The sequence below is a fragment of the Mesorhizobium sp. A623 genome, from assembly GCF_054489405.1.
Genome location: NZ_JBTMXB010000007.1, coordinates 1 through 14,510, shown reverse-complemented (window position 1 = coordinate 14,510; position 14,510 = coordinate 1). Strand labels below are relative to the sequence as shown.

Here is a 14,510-nt window from a genome sequence, read left to right as displayed (position 1 = left end):
CGCCGGGAGCCTGACATTGAGCGATCAACGCGTCGACGTCGCCATTATCATGGGCAGCCAGTCGGACTGGGCCACCATGCGCCATGCCGCCGAAACGCTGGAAGCGCTCGGCGTGCCGCACAAGGCGCTTATTGTCTCCGCCCACCGCACGCCGGACCGGCTGTATGAATTCGCCAAGGGCGCGAAAGCGGCCGGCTACAAGGTAGTTATCGCGGGTGCCGGGGGTGCTGCCCATCTGCCCGGCATGACCGCCGCCATGACGCCGCTGCCGGTCTTCGGCGTGCCGGTTGAATCAAAGGCACTATCGGGGCAGGATTCGCTCTATTCCATCGTGCAGATGCCGGCCGGCATCCCGGTCGGAACGCTGGCCATCGGCAAGGCCGGCGCGATCAACGCGGCGCTGCTGGCAGTCGCCGTGCTGGCGCTCAACGACGAAGCGCTTGCCGGCCGCCTCGACGCCTGGCGCGAAGCCCAGACCGCAAAGGTAGCGCTCGAGCCGGTGGACGCACCATGAGCCTGCCGGCCGGATCGACCATCGGCATCATCGGCGGCGGCCAGTTGGGCCGCATGCTGGCGATGGCCGCCGCCCGCCTCGGCTACAGGACGGTCGTGCTCGAACCGCAGCCGGATTGCCCGGCCGCACAGGTCGCCAACCGGCAGATCGTGGCCGCCTATGACGATGCCGCGGCACTTGCCGAACTGGCTGCGGCATCGGCCGTCGTCACCTATGAATTCGAAAACGTTCCCGTTGGCGCGGCCCAAAGCCTGGCAGCGACGGTTTCGGTCTATCCGCCGGCCCGCGCCCTCGAAGTAGCGCAAGACCGGGTAACTGAGAAAAAATTTCTCAACGGCATAGGCGTGCCCACCGCCGACTTCTGCCCGGTGTCCACCGACGAGGAACTGACGCAAGCTCTGCACAAATTCAACGGCAGCGGCGTGCTGAAGACGCGGCGCATGGGCTATGACGGCAAGGGCCAGCGCGTGTTCCGAAACATGGCGACCGGCGGCTTTGCCGGCACCTGCGAGGCGATGGGCTCGGTGCCGCTTATCCTGGAATCGCTGGTCGGCTTCGAGCGCGAGATTTCCGTGATCGCCGCGCGCGGCATCGATGGCTCGATCGCCGCCTACGATCCCGCCGAGAACGTGCATCGCGCCGGCATCCTGCACAGTTCGACCGTCCCTGCCGCGATTTCGGCGCAGACGGCCATCGCGGCACAGGCTGCGGCGAAAACAATCCTGACCGCGCTCGACTATGTCGGCGTCATCGGCGTCGAATTCTTCGTTCTGGAAGACGGCTCGCTGCTCGCCAACGAGATTGCGCCGCGTGTCCACAATTCCGGCCACTGGACGGAAGCCGCCTGCACCGTCTCGCAGTTCGAGCAGCATATCCGCGCCGTTGCCGGCCTGCCGCTCGGGCAGCCTCGCCGCCACTCGAACTGCGTCATGGAAAACCTCATCGGCGACGATGTTTTGCGCACGGACGAATTGCTTGGCCAAGCCGATGTGATGCTGCATCTCTACGGCAAGGCCGAAGCCCGCCCCGGCCGCAAGATGGGCCATTTCACACGCGTCCTGCGCAATCGCTGAGAACGCGGCCCGCTGCAGGTGAATCCGTGGTGCCGAGAGCCTGTCGCGGTTGACACGGACAAGACTCCTCGTTTATGAGCCGGGCACAGGAAATGGCGTGTCTTCGGGCGTGCCTTCAGATTTTGGCCCGCACAGGGCATAGACCGACAGGCAAGACCATGAAGATCAAGAATTCGCTCAAGTCGCTGCGCGCGCGTCACCGCGACAACCAGCTCGTCCGCCGCAAGGGCCGCGTCTATATCATCAACAAGACCGCTCCGCGCTTCAAGGCGCGCCAGGGTTGAGTTGTCGTGACGGAGGCCGCGCCTCCGTCGCCTGACGCCACGGCCGGTTCGCCGGCTGTCACGCTAAATTCAGTTTGACGTTCCCCTGGCCGAGGATAGACTCCCCGCCATGCGGAATGTCTTTGCGTTTCTGGCCGTTCTTTTGCTGCTGGGCGTTGCGCCGCCGGCATTGGCGGGCGCTCCGGCGACGCCTTCTGCCGCGACCGCCCAGAAAGCCCGGCTCGACAAGCTGTTTGCCGATCTCAAGCGCGAGCGCAACGACAAGGCGGCCGAGCGCATTGCCGGCAATATCTGGCGGGAATGGACGGATTCCGGCAGCGCCAGCATCAATCTGATGATGCAGTGGTCGCAAAAGGCCATGGAAACGCAAAAATTCGGCGTCGCGCTCGATTTTCTCGATCAGGTGGTGACGCTCGACCCGACCTATGCCGAAGGCTGGAACCGTCGCGCCACCGTTCACTACATGATGAAGAGCTATGGCAAGTCGATGGCCGACATCGACCGGACCTTGCGGCTGGAGCCACGCCATTTCGGCGCACTGTCGGGCCTGGCGCAGATCATGGCGGACACCGACCACAAGCAGGCGGCGCTGGATGCCTGGCAGCGCGTGCTTGCCATCTACCCGATGATGCGCAGCGCCCAGGAACAGGTTTCGACCCTGTCCGAGGAACTGGCCGGCGAACGCATCTGATCCACGCGATCGGGGTCGCGGTTCCGGCGGGTCAGCGGCCGCCGTCTTCCGAGCCGACATAGGCGATGCGCAGCATATTGGTCGAGCCGGGCGTCCTCAGCGGCACGCCGGCGGTGATGATGATACGGTCGCCACGCTGGCCGAACCCCTCCTCCAGCGCGATGCGGCAGGCGCGCGTGACCATGTCGTCCAGGTCGCTGGCGTCCGGCGAGACGACGCAGTGCGTGCCCCATACCAGCGACAGCCGCCGCGCCGTGTTGAGGATCGGCGTTAGCGCGATGATCGGCACTTGCGGGCGCTCGCGCGCGGCGCGCAGGCCGGTGGTTCCCGACGCCGTGTAGGTGACGATGGCGGACAGGTTCAGCGTCTCGGCGATTTCGCGCGCCGCAAACGAGATGGCGTCCGCGCCGGTCTTTTCCGGGGCCGCGCGCTGGCCATTGATGACGGCAGCATAGGTCGGGTCCTGTTCGACCTTCTGGGCGATGCGGTTCATGGTCGCCACCGCCTCGACCGGATAGGCGCCCGCAGCCGATTCCGCCGACAGCATCACCGCATCCGCGCCCTCGAACACCGCCGTGGCGACGTCGGACACTTCCGCGCGGGTGGGAACCGGGGCCTCGATCATCGATTCCAGCATCTGGGTGGCGACGACGACCGGCTTGCCGGCGCTGCGCGCCTTGCGGGTGATCTGCTTCTGGATGCCGGGTACGGCCTCGAGCGGCATTTCCACGCCGAGATCGCCGCGCGCGACCATGATGGCGTCGGAAAGCTCCATGATCTCGGCCAGCCTGGCGACGGCCTGCGGCTTCTCGATCTTGGACATGATGAGCGCGCGCCCGCGCGCGATCTTGCGCGCCTCGGCCAGGTCTTCGGGACGCTGGATGAAGGACAGCGCGATCCAGTCGACGCCCGCGTCCAGCGCCGCGTCGAGGTCCCTGCGGTCCTTCTCGGTCAGCGCGCCGACAGGCAGGTCGGTGTCCGGCAGGCTGACGCCCTTGCGGTCGGAGATGTTGGTGCCGGCAACGACCGTGCAGACAATCTGCTTGCCGTCGCTCTTGAGCGCCGTCAGTTCCAGCCTGCCGTCATCGATCAGCAGGCGGTGGCCGGCCTGCACGGAGCTGAGGATTTCCGGGTGCGGAAGATAGACGCGCGATGCGGTGCCGGGCTCGGGATTGTCATCCAGCGTGAAAGTCTGGCCGGCGGTCAAGGTTTCCTTGCCATTGGCGAATTTGCCGACGCGAAGCTTCGGTCCCTGCAGGTCGGCGAGGATGCCGATGGGGCGGCCGACCTTTTCCTCGACAGCGCGGATGCGGCCGATCAGCGTGCGCATCAGTTCGTGATCGGTATGGCTCATATTGATGCGGAAAACGTCCGCGCCCGCTTCGAACAGCTTTTTCAGCATTTCCTCGGACGAGGAGGCGGGACCGATGGTGGCGAGTATCTTAACCTTGCGGTTGCGTCTCATGGACTCTTGCTTTCGGGGGCGGCAGCAGCGCCGTCCGTTGCGGGCTGATCGGTGAGCTGGACCATCCAGCTTGCCTGTTCGCCCGTGTCGTATTCCTGGAAGCCGGCGCGCTGGAAGCCGCGCGCGATGCAGTCGCTGACGCCGGCTATCTTGAACTCTTTTTCGGCCACGCACATGTTGATGGGGCCGTCCCAGCGCCCGCCGCGCTCGGCGTCTTCCGCGTAGAGGTAGTAGAAGCGCGATGACAGCGGCCCTTCGATCAGCGTCTTGCAGCTCGACCCGTCAATGTGCCACCAGCCCTCGGTGATCCAGCCCGCCTTGGCGCGGTAGCCGATGCCGACGCCGATCAGGTTCTGCGTCGCGTTGCAGACGCGAAAGTCGGCCCGCGCCGGCGTGGCCGCAACCAGCGTCATCAGCGACGCGGCGGCGATTGCAAACGGCAAAAAGGCAGCGCGCCGAAGCGGCCTGCCAGCGGAAATCATGCTCAAAACCCTCAACAACGACGCAGTCATATGGCTCTCACGTCCCTTTTCGGAAAACTCCGCGCGCAAGTCAACGCGCCGGATCGCCTAAATCCAATCGATTTAGATGCTGCCGGGCACGGCCGTGCGCGGCCTTACACCAGATTTCTGCAAAAACCTTGTTCAAACAACGGCATTGCGCCCGTTCCCTGTTCGTGGAATGACGCTACCACTGCTCCTTTGACGATAAATGGATCCTTTTGGCTCCCCATGACCCGATCCACAGTTTTCGCGCCCTTCGACATCATCGAGGGTGATCGCAGGCGCGGCATTGTCCTTGTTGCCGACCATGCGCGGCGCGACCTGCCGGAAGAATATGGCAATCTGGGCCTGCCGGCAGCGGAATTCGACCGCCACATCGCCTACGACATCGGCGTCGAGGCGGTGACGCGCGAGCTGGCCGCCCTTCTCGGCGCGCCGGCCGTCATCGCGACCTTTTCACGCCTGCTGATCGATCCGAACCGCGGCGAGGACGACCCGACGCTGATCCGCCAGCTTTACGACGGCACCGTCATCCCGGCGAATTATCCGATGCTCGCCGAGGAACGCGAAAGACGGCTGGAAACCTTCTATCGGCCCTATCACGATGCGGTCGGGGCCATGGTCGCCTCGGTCGCGCAGGCGTCCGGCAAGGCGCCCTTCATCCTGTCGGTGCATTCCTTCACGCCGTCCATGCACGGAAGGGCAAGGCCATGGCATGTGGGCCTGCTGTGGGACCTGGACGACCGCGTCGCCCGGCCCCTGATGGAGATGCTGGCGGCGGACGAGAAGCTGAGCATCGGCGACAACGAACCCTATGACGGGGCGCTGCGCGGCGACACGATGTTCAAGCACGCCGTCGTCAACGGCTTCGCGCACGCGCTGATCGAGATACGGCAGGACCTGATCGCCGACCCTGAGGGTGCTGTCGCCTGGGCCGAGCGGCTGGCTCCGATCGTTGAAGAAATCAACCGCAGGCCCGATATACATCAGGTGAAGCAGTTCGGCTCGCGAACCGGGCCGCTGTGAGAAACAGGTGACGGAGGCGACCATGACCCCATTGAGCGACGAACAGAAACGCGATTTCGAGGCCGCCGCCTTCCGCCGGCTGCTCGGCCATCTGCGCGAGCGCAGCGACGTCCAGAACATCGACCTGATGAACCTGGCCGGCTTTTGCCGCAACTGCCTGTCCAACTGGTATCGCGAGGCCGCCGAGGAGCAGGGCGTTGCCCTGTCCAAGGAAGAATCGCGGGAAATTGTTTACGGCATGCCCTATGTCGACTGGCAGAAGCAGCACCAGACCGAAGCCTCGGATGCCAAGAAGGCTGCGTTCGAGGTCAGCCGGCCGGCAGATCACTGATCCGCCTTTTCTTGCGCTCCGGGACGGGAGTGCGTCCTTCGAGGCTCGCCCATGGCTCGCACCTCAGGATGAGGACCGTGGTGCTACAGTACCCAAATCAGAGGTGCGGTAGGCTGCCATTCTTATTCTGAAGTCAGTAGCCCTACCGTCCCCATCCTAAGATGCCGTGGTGCTCTACGGTCCTCATCCTGAGGTGCCGCGGAGCGGCCTCGAAGGACGCACCACGCACCAAAGAAAAACGCCCCGGCAAGACCAGGGCGTAAAAAAAACTCAAGCGGCGCTGAGTTTGGCCAGGGTCTCGTCGTCGACCTCGAAATTGGCATAGACGTTCTGCACGTCGTCGTCGTCTTCGAGCGTGGCGACCAGCTTCATCAGCGATTGCGCGCGTTCCTCGTCGACCGGGATGCTGCTTTGCGGCTTCCAGATGATTTTTACCGATTCCGCCTCGCCAAGTGCGCCTTCCAGCGCCTTTGACACGTCGCCGAGGCCCTCGAAGGCGCACAGGATGGTGTGGCCGTCCTCGTCCGACTGCACGTCGTCGGCGCCGGCCTCGATCGCCGCGTCCATGACTTTTTCGGCGTTGCCGGCGGAGGCGGGATAAAAGATTTCGCCGACGCGGTCCCACATGAACGACACCGAGCCGGTTTCGCCCATGGCGCCACCGGCCTTGGTGAAAGCGGCCCGCACATTGGAGGCCGAGCGGTTGCGGTTGTCGGTCAGCGCCTCGACGATGAGGGCGATGCCGCCGGGGCCATAGCCCTCATAGCGCACTTCCTCATAGTTTTCCGCATCGCCCATCGAGGCCTTGTTGATGGCGCGCTGGATGTTGTCCTTCGGCATCGACACGGCCTTGGCGTTCTGAACCGCAAGGCGAAGGCGCGGGTTCATCGACACGTCGGGCGCGCCGGTCTTGGCGGCGACGGTGATTTCGCGCGCCAGCTTGGAAAACATTTTCGAGCGGACCGCGTCCTGGCGGCCCTTGCGGTGCATGATGTTCTTGAATTGTGAATGGCCGGCCATGGGGTTCCTGTCGTCTTCGCGGCGGTCGGGCCGTCTGACGCTCGCACGGGCCGCGCCGGGGACAGTCCAACATTTTTCGATAATGGCCGGCTTATAGATAAATCGGCTCAATTCGTCCAGCCGGCCGAGGAAAAGTCGACGGCGAAGCTGTCATGCCGGCCGCGATCCGGCGTCAGCCCTCCATATCCGCCTGCAGCCGGTCGATAATGCTGAGCGCGTGCGTGGCGTATTCGCTGATCCAGCGGTCATGAATGCGCTTGATCGGCAGCGCGTCGAGATGGTTCCATCGCTCGCGCCCCTTGCGCTTGGCCACCACCAGGCCCGCCTCCTCCAGCACTTTCAGATGCAGCATCACCGTGCAGCGGTCCAGGTCGGCGAAGGCCTCGCACAGCATGCCCGTGGTGCGCGGCCCGTCCTTCAGCTCGTCCAGCAGCAGGCGGCGGCGCGGATGCGCCAGCGCCTTGAATACGGCATCGTCTCTGGTTTCGCTTGACATGTTATGTTTATATAACATATTTTACGGACTTCAAGAAATGCAAGCCAGGGAGTTGTGGACATGTCCGTTGGATTCCGTGTTTCCGGCCGCATCGGCAAGCCGGTGGCCGAGGTTTTCGATGCCGTGGTCAATCCGAAGAAGTTGAGCGGCTATTTCACGACGCTGGGCGGCGCCAGCGCGCCGCTGGTTGCCGGCACCACCGTCACATGGTGGAAGACGGTGCCGGTGGAAGTCGACGAGGTGGTGGAAAACAAGTGCATCGTGCTGCGCTGGGACGGCGCCGCCGCCAAGGGCCAAGCCGCCTACAAGACGAAGATCGAGATGGGTTTCGAACAACTGGACGACGGCGGCACCTTCGTTACCATCGCCGAATCCGGCTGGACCGAGGACGATGCCGGCCGGAAATATTCCTACGGCAACTGCGAGGGCTGGTCGCAGATGCTGTCTTGCATGAAGGCCTATGTCGAATACGGCATCAACCTGCGCGAGGGATTCTATCCAAGCGAGATGAAGGGCGAACTACCGACGCCGGAGAGCAAATAGACTGCGCGCGGCGGACGTGGTCAGTGGCCGCCCGGCCGCGCCTTCTTGCGCCGCCGCGTCAGCATGTTGAGGCCTTCGACCAGCGCGGAAAAGCCCATGGCGGCGTAGATGTAGCCCTTGGGCACATGGTAGCCCATGCCGTCGGCGATCAGCGTCATGCCGATCATCAAAAGGAAGCCCAGCGCCAACATGACGATGCTCGGGTTCTTGGCGATGAAGTCGGCCAGCGGCCCGGCGGCCAGCATCATGGCCGTCACCGCGACGATGACGGCGATATACATGATGGCGATTTCGTCGGTCATGCCGACGGCGGTGATGATGGAATCGATCGAGAACACCAGGTCGAGCAGCAAGATCTGGAAGATCGCCGCACCCATCGACAGTTTTAGCGTGCCGCCTAGCGCCGCCCCTGCCTCGCCCTCGTCCTTGTCGACGGTATGATGGATTTCGGTGGTGGCCTTCCACACTAGGAACAGGCCGCCGGCGATCAGGATCAGGTCGCGCCACGAAAAGCCGTGGCCAAGGGCCGAAAACACCGGCTCGGTCAATTGCACGATAAAGGAAATGGTGGCGAGCAGCACCAGCCGCATGATCAGCGCCGCCGAAATGCCGAGACGGCGGGCACGCGCGCGCTGCGCTTCGGGCAGCTTGTTGGTCAGGATGGAGATGAAGATCAGATTGTCGATGCCGAGCACGATCTCGAGCACGATCAGCGTAATCAGCGCCACCCAGGCGGTCGGATCGCTGACAAAGGTAAAGTGAGGCGCCAGGAAGTCGACGATCGGCATCATGGCGGCTTGCTCGCTGCAACAGTTGAAAATATTTCAGCCCAAATAGGGCGCGGCTTTCACAGCTTCAAGCACCAGCCCGCAAAAATCAAACGGTCTCTTACCAGAAGGAGGGCGCAGTCTCTTCCAGACGAGGGCCACGCCGGAACGGCGCGATCTTTTCGGCCAGCCCGGTGCGGTCGGAAATATCGAGGCCGACGCCGCAGAGCGTGGCGGGGCCGTTGGCGGCCTCGAAGCGCCCTTTCGGAACTTTCGAGAGAAATCGGTTGAGTGGCTCTTCCTTGTCCATGCCGAGCGAGGAATCGTAATCGCCGCACATGCCGGCGTCCGAAATATAGGCGGTGCCGCCATTGAGAATCTGGTGGTCGGCGGTCGGCTGATGCGTATGCGTGCCGACGACCAGCGAGACCCGGCCATCGACGAAATGCCCAAAGCACATCTTTTCCGAAGTCGCCTCGGCATGGAAATCGATGACGACCGCATCGGCCTGCTCGCCGAGCGGACAGGCGGAAAGCTCGCGCTCGCCGGCCTGGAACGGATCGTCCAGTTCGGGATGCATGAAGACGCGCCCCATGATGTTGGCGACCAGCACGCGCGCGCCGTTTTTGGCCATGAAGACACCCGAGCCCTTGCCCGGCGTGCCTTTCGGAAAATTGGAGGGCCGCAGGAAACGCGGTTCGCGCGGCGCAAAGGCCAGCGCGTCGCGCTGGTCCCAGACATGGTTGCCGGTGGTAACGACATCGGCCCCGGCCGCGAGCGTCGAGCGAAAGATCTCCTCGGTGATGCCGAAGCCGCCGGCGGCGTTTTCGCCGTTGACGATGACGAAATCGAGTTTGAAATCGGAAATCAGGCCGGGAAGCTGGTCCCAAACCGCCGTGCGTCCGGATTTACCAACCATGTCGCCGAGGAAAAGCAGTCTCACCAGAAATAACCTTGAAAAGCGGCACGGTTTTTTGAAAAAACATGCGCGATGGACGAAAACTGTTCTAGCCACTAGCGCCAAAGCGGCGCAAGCCGCTTTCGGTCAGTATTTCGGCCAGAACCACGTCGTGCTTCTCTTCGGGCACGCGCTCGACCTGCTGGCAGTCGAAGGCGACGCCAATCAGGTGCGGCGGGTTACCGGCCTTGTGCAGTCGCTCGATGGCCCGGTCGTAATAGCCGCCGCCATAGCCGATGCGGTGGCCGCGCTCGTCGAAGGCCGCCATCGGCACCAGCATGATGGCGGGGTCAAGCACTTGCGCCTCCTCATGCGGGCCGACGGTGCCGAACCCCATCTCGACCATCGGGGCGCCGCGCACCAGTTCGCGAAAGACGATGGTGGTCTTGTCCAAAATGGCCGGCAGGCAAAGCCGCGCGCCTTTTTCAGCCAAGGCAAACATCAGCGGCCGCACATCGACCTCCGAGCGCATCGGCCAGAAGCCGGAAACGACCTGCCCCGGCTCGACGGTGATTTCCTTGCGCGCCGTCTCGGCCATGTCGAGCGCCGCTTCCACCCGCCAGACCGGATCGAGCGCATCGCGGCGGGCCAGCGCTTCAAGGCGCAGGTGTTTTTTCAATTCCTTGGGAGAAATCATGGCGCGGCCCGTTGCAGAGCCGCAGAACAATCGCAACTTGTGGGGCAGGTCAAGTGACGATCCACACAACCGGTGGAGAGAGCGATCCCGGGAACCTACAAAGTAGGTGGGCGCCGTGTGTCCAAACCCACGGGTCGGGACAGGGACAGCTCCCTGGGGATCATTAAGGCCCCGGGGAAAATGTTCTCCTGCCGGGAAGCACAGATCGTCACGCCCAATATAGGCTTCTTGGCCTCGCTTAGCCAGACGCCCATTGCGTTATTCGACGCCTGCCGCTCTTGCACCCGCGGAGCCGGCTCCGTAGGTTCTGGCCAACAAAAGGAACACAAAAAATGCGCTTCGAAGGCACGGCGGCCTATGTCGCCGACAAGGATCTGATGGTGGCCGTAAACGCGGCAATCGCACTGGAACGGCCGCTGCTGGTCAAGGGCGAACCCGGCACCGGCAAGACCGAACTCGCCAAGCAGGTGGCGGCAGCACTCGGGCTCGACCTGATCGAATGGAACGTCAAGTCTACGACGCGCGCGCAGCAGGGCCTCTACGAATATGACGCCGTTTCGCGGCTGCGCGACAGCCAGCTCGGCGACGCCCGCTTCAACGACATCAAGAACTACATCAGGCGCGGCAAATTATGGGACGCCTTCGCGGCGGGCAGGAAGATCGTTTTGTTGATCGACGAGATCGACAAGGCCGACATCGAGTTTCCCAACGATCTGCTGCAGGAACTCGATAAAATGGAGTTCTTCGTCTACGAGACCGGCGAGACGGTTCGCGCTGAGGTCCGCCCCATCGTCATCATCACCTCCAACAACGAGAAGGAACTGCCGGACGCGTTTTTGCGCCGCTGCTTCTTCCACTATATCCGCTTCCCCGACGTCGAGACGCTGCACCGCATCGTCGAGGTGCATTATCCGGGCATCAAGCAGAACCTGGTGCGGGCGGCCCTCACCCAGTTCTACGAAATCCGCGACGTGCCCGGCCTGAAGAAAAAGCCCTCGACCTCGGAAGCGCTCGACTGGATCAGGCTTTTGGTCGCCGACGACATTTCGCCGGAAGATCTGCGCGCCGACCCGAAGAACGCGCTACCGAAACTGCACGGCGCGTTGCTCAAGAACGAGCAGGACGTGCACCTGTTCGAGCGCCTCGCCTTCATGGCGCGCCGGCAGGGGTGAGGAACGATCCGCATAGCGGACGAAAAGCCAATGATTTGGCTTTTCGAGTGACGAACGCCCGGAGCCATAGCGAAGGACTGGGTATGCCGCGTATCAAGGAGCAAACACAATGACCGACATCACCATCCGTTCTCTCGAACAAGCCGACCACGCCGATTGGCGGCGCCTGTGGACCGCCTATCTCGATTTCTACGAAACGAAGCTGCCGGAAGCGGTCTATGCCAGCACGTGGCAGCGCCTGTTCAACGACGGCGAATACGAGCCGAACGGCTTTATCGCGCATCTCGACGGCAAGGCCGTCGGTCTGACGCATTATCTCTACCACCGCAACGGCTGGTCGCTGGTCAACAACTGCTATCTGCAGGACCTGTTCGCCGACCCCGCAGCGCGCGGCAAGGGCGTCGGCGCAGCACTTATCGAGGCGGTCAAGCAGGAGGCGGCCAAGATCGGGGTCACCAACGTCTACTGGATGACCAATGAGGCCAACGCCACCGCGCGCAAACTCTACGACCGCGTGGCACGGCGCACGGGGTTCATCGAGTACGATCTGCTGTAGACCATGTTCATCCCTTTCTTTCTTGAATTGAAGGCCGCGAGAATTCCGGTTTCGCTGAGGGAATATCTGTCGCTGCTGGAAGGGCTTGAGGCGGGGCTGGTCGACTATGACGTCGAAGGTTTTTATTATCTCGCCCGCGCCGCTTTGGTGAAGGACGAGCGCCATATCGACCGCTTCGACCGGGTCTTTTCGCATGTCTTCAAGGGTATCGAGGCGCTTGCCGGCGAAGATGCCATCGATGTTGCGAACCTGCCGGAAGACTGGCTGCGGCGACTGGCGGAAAAGCACCTGTCCGACGAAGAGAAAAAGCTGGTCGAGGCGCTCGGCGGCTTCGACAAGCTCATGGAGACGCTGAAGCAGCGCTTGGAGGAGCAGAAGAAGCGGCATCAGGGCGGCTCGAAATGGATCGGCACCGCCGGCACTTCGCCCTTCGGCGCCTATGGCTACAACCCCGAAGGCGTACGTATCGGCCAGCATGAAAGCCGCCACCGCCGCGCGGTAAAGGTCTGGGACAAGCGCGAGTTCCGCAATTTCGACGATAGCGTCGAGCTTGGCACCCGCAACATCAAGATCGCGCTGAAACGGCTGCGCCGCTGGGTGCGCGAGGGTGCGGAGGAGGAATTCGACCTGCCCGGCACCATCCACGCCACCGCCGAGCACGGCTATCTCGACGTGCGCACCCGCCCCGAACGGCGCAACGCGGTGAAGCTGTTGATGTTCTTCGATGTCGGCGGCTCGATGGACGATCACATCCGCGGCGTGGAGGAGCTGTTTTCGGCGGCGCGCGCCGAATTTCGCCAGCTCGACTTCTTCTACTTCCACAATTGCGTCTATGAGAGCGTTTGGAAGGACAATCGCCGCCGGACGGAAACCATTCCCACCTTCGATCTCATCCACAAATACGGCCCGGACTACAAGGTCGTGTTCGTCGGCGACGCCGCCATGAGCCCTTACGAGATCATCCAGCCGGGCGGCTCCGTGGAGCACTGGAACAAGGAGGCCGGCAGCGTCTGGCTATCACGCCTGCTGCAGCAATGGCCGAGTTCGGTGTGGCTCAACCCGGTGGCCGAAAAGCACTGGGGCTACACCCACTCTACCGGCATGATCCACCAGATTTTCGATGGCCGCATGTTCGGCCTGACGCTCGCCGGTCTCGAGGCCGCGACAAAACAATTGTCGCGAAAGCACTGAACCGGCGGCGTACGCCTGAAAGATCAGGCCTTCTTGAGGAACTCGGTCTTCAGCACCAGTCCCTTGACCTGCTTGGTGTTGCACTCGACCTCGCCGGGGTTTCCGGTCAGGCGAATACCCTTGACCAGCGTTCCGCGCTTGATGGTTTCGGAGGTGCCTTTGACCTTCAAATCCTTGATCACGGTCACGGAATCGCCGTCGCTGAGCTGACTGCCATTGCTATCCCGTACGATCACATCGCTCATGTCTTTTTCGCGTCCTGTATCTGGTGTTTCGCGCCGGAAGGCGGCTTTGGCCTGATCTTACGAGACCCGCAACATAACTGCCAGTCAGGACAGGCGATTGGTTCGGTCGTGCTCTAGGGCCGATCGACATTCAGCGCAGCCAGATCATGGCGGCAGCGAGGTGGACGAAGCCGGAGAAGTGGATTGTGCGTCGATCATAGCGCGTGGAGAAACGACGAAAGTGCTTGAGGCGGTTGCGGTGCTTGTAGATGTCGGTATCGTGCGGGATGACGACCTTGCGGTTGCGCTTGGAGGGGATCACCGCCTCTGCCTTCATGTCGGCGATGCGCTGTCGTAAGTCGTTGCTGTCATAGGCTTTGTCGGCGAGCACGGCACCAGCCTCCTGGCCCTCGAGAAGGTGGGGAGCGGCGGTGATGTCGCTGGCTTGGCCCGGCGTGATCAGAAACCGCAAAGGGCGACCCATCGTATCGCAGAGCATGTGGATCTTGGTGGTCAATCCACCTCGGGAACGCCCCAACGCCTGATCCTTGGCCCCCCTTTTCCGTTCGCTGCCTGCTGGTGGGCGCGAACAATGGTACTGTCGAGCATCAGGTATTTGTTGTCGCGGTCCGCAGTCAGCGTATCGAACACACGTTCCCACACGCCGGCGTGGCACCACCGGCTGAAACGCCGATGCACCGTCTTCCACTTGCCATAACGCTCGGGCAAGTCGCGCCAGTGCGCCCCCGATCGAAGAACCCACAAACAACCGTTCACGAACAAACGGTTATCCGAGCCACTGCGGCCTGGATCACGCACCTTGCCGGGGTAGAAGCAGCGCGATCCGAAGCCATTGCGCCTCGTCCAATTCGTACCGCTTGATCCCCGTCGCCCGCTCCATGCTTCAACATGGAACCTCATGAATCAGACAGCAGCCGATTTGGGAATCATGAATGTCGATTGACCCTATCACTACTTTGGTAGAATCGTGATTTTTGGGATTCCCATGGCGCTGAATGCGTGATTCATGGGGAGCCAGCTTTGATGGAGGCTGGCAAT

General features: G+C 62.8%; 18 protein-coding genes, 1 other RNA gene and 1 pseudogene. 10 read left to right on the top strand and 10 right to left on the bottom strand.

The genetic code is table 11. The features are described from left to right. The first annotated feature begins 16 nt into the window (after window positions 1-16). The 4 genes from purE to ACX3P1_RS09115 all read left to right on the top strand — a co-directional run bounded on the left by purE (window position 17) and on the right by ACX3P1_RS09115 (window position 2,562). Entirely contained in the window at window positions 17-514 is a 498-nt protein-coding gene (gene purE / locus ACX3P1_RS09130; RefSeq protein WP_459079260.1) for a 5-(carboxyamino)imidazole ribonucleotide mutase, read from the top strand. Beyond that, window positions 511-1,587 (top strand): 5-(carboxyamino)imidazole ribonucleotide synthase, encoded by a 1,077-nt coding sequence (locus ACX3P1_RS09125; RefSeq protein WP_459079259.1) that lies wholly within the window; start codon window positions 511-513, stop codon window positions 1,585-1,587. Before purE ends, ACX3P1_RS09125 begins: the two co-directional genes overlap by 4 nt. Before the next feature lie 158 nt (window positions 1,588-1,745). Further along, window positions 1,746-1,871: a type B 50S ribosomal protein L36 gene (ykgO, locus tag ACX3P1_RS09120; protein ID WP_459079258.1), complete on the top strand. Its 126-nt coding sequence runs from the start codon at window positions 1,746-1,748 to the stop codon at window positions 1,869-1,871. Window positions 1,872-1,980: 109 nt separating this feature from the next. Next, window positions 1,981-2,562 carry a tetratricopeptide repeat protein gene (locus ACX3P1_RS09115; protein WP_459079257.1) on the top strand — a complete coding sequence of 194 codons (582 nt, stop codon included), beginning with the start codon at window positions 1,981-1,983 and terminating at the stop codon, window positions 2,560-2,562. Window positions 2,563-2,593: 31 nt separating this feature from the next. Here ACX3P1_RS09115 and pyk read toward each other — a convergent pair whose 3' ends face one another. Next, on the bottom strand, window positions 2,594-4,027 hold the full coding sequence (gene pyk, locus ACX3P1_RS09110; RefSeq protein WP_459079256.1) for a pyruvate kinase: 1,434 nt from the start codon (window positions 4,025-4,027) through the stop codon (window positions 2,594-2,596). After that, complete coding sequence (locus ACX3P1_RS09105) at window positions 4,024-4,440, bottom strand: DUF1036 domain-containing protein (protein ID WP_459079443.1); 417 nt, start codon at window positions 4,438-4,440, stop codon at window positions 4,024-4,026. The genes pyk and ACX3P1_RS09105 overlap by 4 nt, the downstream gene beginning before the upstream one ends. Window positions 4,441-4,758: 318 nt before the next feature. Between ACX3P1_RS09105 and ACX3P1_RS09100 the strand changes: the two genes are divergently transcribed. Together ACX3P1_RS09100 and ACX3P1_RS09095 are read left to right on the top strand one after the other, a co-directional pair. Further along, window positions 4,759-5,556 (top strand): N-formylglutamate amidohydrolase, encoded by a 798-nt coding sequence (locus tag ACX3P1_RS09100; protein WP_459079255.1) that lies wholly within the window; start codon window positions 4,759-4,761, stop codon window positions 5,554-5,556. A 22-nt stretch (window positions 5,557-5,578) separates the two neighbouring features. Beyond that, a complete protein-coding gene (locus ACX3P1_RS09095; RefSeq protein ID WP_459079254.1) occupies window positions 5,579-5,887 on the top strand; it encodes a DUF1244 domain-containing protein in 309 nt (102 codons plus the stop codon). A 270-nt stretch (window positions 5,888-6,157) separates the two neighbouring features. Here ACX3P1_RS09095 and ACX3P1_RS09090 read toward each other — a convergent pair whose 3' ends face one another. Both ACX3P1_RS09090 and ACX3P1_RS09085 read right to left on the bottom strand, forming a co-directional pair. Next, the gene (locus ACX3P1_RS09090) at window positions 6,158-6,907 is read right to left on the bottom strand and encodes a YebC/PmpR family DNA-binding transcriptional regulator (RefSeq protein WP_459079253.1); all 750 of its coding nucleotides are present in this window, start codon (window positions 6,905-6,907) and stop codon (window positions 6,158-6,160) included. A gap of 172 nt (window positions 6,908-7,079) precedes the next feature. After that, window positions 7,080-7,403, bottom strand: a complete 324-nt coding sequence (locus ACX3P1_RS09085) for an ArsR/SmtB family transcription factor (RefSeq protein WP_459079252.1) — start codon at window positions 7,401-7,403, stop codon at window positions 7,080-7,082. Between the two features lie 60 nt (window positions 7,404-7,463). Here ACX3P1_RS09085 and ACX3P1_RS09080 point away from each other — a divergent pair, with 60 nt between their 5' ends. After that, complete coding sequence (locus ACX3P1_RS09080; protein WP_459079251.1) at window positions 7,464-7,946, top strand: SRPBCC domain-containing protein; 483 nt, start codon at window positions 7,464-7,466, stop codon at window positions 7,944-7,946. A gap of 20 nt (window positions 7,947-7,966) precedes the next feature. On the opposite strand, the gene ACX3P1_RS09075 is transcribed toward ACX3P1_RS09080, so the two are convergent. The 4 genes from ACX3P1_RS09075 to ssrS form a co-directional block, all read right to left on the bottom strand. Beyond that, window positions 7,967-8,734 carry a TerC family protein gene (locus tag ACX3P1_RS09075; protein ID WP_459079442.1) on the bottom strand — a complete coding sequence of 256 codons (768 nt, stop codon included), beginning with the start codon at window positions 8,732-8,734 and terminating at the stop codon, window positions 7,967-7,969. A 100-nt stretch (window positions 8,735-8,834) separates the two neighbouring features. Then, on the bottom strand, window positions 8,835-9,656 hold the full coding sequence (locus tag ACX3P1_RS09070; protein ID WP_459079250.1) for a TIGR00282 family metallophosphoesterase: 822 nt from the start codon (window positions 9,654-9,656) through the stop codon (window positions 8,835-8,837). A 64-nt stretch (window positions 9,657-9,720) separates the two neighbouring features. Continuing rightward, entirely contained in the window at window positions 9,721-10,308 is a 588-nt protein-coding gene (locus tag ACX3P1_RS09065; protein ID WP_459079249.1) for a 5-formyltetrahydrofolate cyclo-ligase, read from the bottom strand. A 54-nt stretch (window positions 10,309-10,362) separates the two neighbouring features. Then, a non-coding RNA gene (ssrS, locus tag ACX3P1_RS09060) (6S RNA) lies at window positions 10,363-10,518 on the bottom strand. 122 nt (window positions 10,519-10,640) lie between these two features. Between ssrS and ACX3P1_RS09055 the strand changes: the two genes are divergently transcribed. From ACX3P1_RS09055 to ACX3P1_RS09045, 3 genes are all read left to right on the top strand, one after another. Next, a complete protein-coding gene (locus ACX3P1_RS09055; protein ID WP_459079248.1) occupies window positions 10,641-11,480 on the top strand; it encodes an AAA family ATPase in 840 nt (279 codons plus the stop codon). Between the two features lie 109 nt (window positions 11,481-11,589). Further along, the gene (locus tag ACX3P1_RS09050; protein WP_459079247.1) at window positions 11,590-12,036 is read left to right on the top strand and encodes a GNAT family N-acetyltransferase; all 447 of its coding nucleotides are present in this window, start codon (window positions 11,590-11,592) and stop codon (window positions 12,034-12,036) included. Between the two features lie 3 nt (window positions 12,037-12,039). Beyond that, window positions 12,040-13,227, top strand: a complete 1,188-nt coding sequence (locus tag ACX3P1_RS09045; RefSeq protein WP_459079246.1) for a vWA domain-containing protein — start codon at window positions 12,040-12,042, stop codon at window positions 13,225-13,227. Between the two features lie 23 nt (window positions 13,228-13,250). On the opposite strand, the gene ACX3P1_RS09040 is transcribed toward ACX3P1_RS09045, so the two are convergent. Together ACX3P1_RS09040 and ACX3P1_RS09035 are read right to left on the bottom strand one after the other, a co-directional pair. After that, on the bottom strand, window positions 13,251-13,472 hold the full coding sequence (locus ACX3P1_RS09040) for an alkylphosphonate utilization protein (protein ID WP_459079245.1): 222 nt from the start codon (window positions 13,470-13,472) through the stop codon (window positions 13,251-13,253). A gap of 130 nt (window positions 13,473-13,602) precedes the next feature. After that, a pseudogene (locus ACX3P1_RS09035) lies at window positions 13,603-14,372 on the bottom strand (IS5 family transposase). Window positions 14,373-14,510: the final 138 nt, after the last annotated feature.

Excerpts from the sequence above, each read along its gene's own strand:
- ACX3P1_RS09125 (WP_459079259.1), top strand. The coding sequence starts at position 511 with ATGAGCCTGCCGGCCGGATCGACCATCGGCATCATCGGCGGCGGCCAG.
- ykgO (WP_459079258.1), top strand. The coding sequence starts at position 1,746 with ATGAAGATCAAGAATTCGCTCAAGTCGCTGCGCGCGCGTCACCGCGAC.
- ACX3P1_RS09115 (WP_459079257.1), top strand. The coding sequence starts at position 1,981 with ATGCGGAATGTCTTTGCGTTTCTGGCCGTTCTTTTGCTGCTGGGCGTT.
- pyk (WP_459079256.1), bottom strand. The coding sequence starts at position 4,027 with ATGAGACGCAACCGCAAGGTTAAGATACTCGCCACCATCGGTCCCGCC.
- ACX3P1_RS09105 (WP_459079443.1), bottom strand. The coding sequence starts at position 4,440 with ATGACGCTGGTTGCGGCCACGCCGGCGCGGGCCGACTTTCGCGTCTGC.
- ACX3P1_RS09100 (WP_459079255.1), top strand. The coding sequence starts at position 4,759 with ATGACCCGATCCACAGTTTTCGCGCCCTTCGACATCATCGAGGGTGAT.
- ACX3P1_RS09095 (WP_459079254.1), top strand. The coding sequence starts at position 5,579 with ATGACCCCATTGAGCGACGAACAGAAACGCGATTTCGAGGCCGCCGCC.
- ACX3P1_RS09090 (WP_459079253.1), bottom strand. The coding sequence starts at position 6,907 with ATGGCCGGCCATTCACAATTCAAGAACATCATGCACCGCAAGGGCCGC.
- ACX3P1_RS09085 (WP_459079252.1), bottom strand. The coding sequence starts at position 7,403 with ATGTCAAGCGAAACCAGAGACGATGCCGTATTCAAGGCGCTGGCGCAT.
- ACX3P1_RS09080 (WP_459079251.1), top strand. The coding sequence starts at position 7,464 with ATGTCCGTTGGATTCCGTGTTTCCGGCCGCATCGGCAAGCCGGTGGCC.
- ACX3P1_RS09075 (WP_459079442.1), bottom strand. The coding sequence starts at position 8,734 with ATGCCGATCGTCGACTTCCTGGCGCCTCACTTTACCTTTGTCAGCGAT.
- ACX3P1_RS09065 (WP_459079249.1), bottom strand. The coding sequence starts at position 10,308 with ATGATTTCTCCCAAGGAATTGAAAAAACACCTGCGCCTTGAAGCGCTG.
- ACX3P1_RS09055 (WP_459079248.1), top strand. The coding sequence starts at position 10,641 with ATGCGCTTCGAAGGCACGGCGGCCTATGTCGCCGACAAGGATCTGATG.
- ACX3P1_RS09050 (WP_459079247.1), top strand. The coding sequence starts at position 11,590 with ATGACCGACATCACCATCCGTTCTCTCGAACAAGCCGACCACGCCGAT.
- ACX3P1_RS09045 (WP_459079246.1), top strand. The coding sequence starts at position 12,040 with ATGTTCATCCCTTTCTTTCTTGAATTGAAGGCCGCGAGAATTCCGGTT.
- ACX3P1_RS09040 (WP_459079245.1), bottom strand. The coding sequence starts at position 13,472 with ATGAGCGATGTGATCGTACGGGATAGCAATGGCAGTCAGCTCAGCGAC.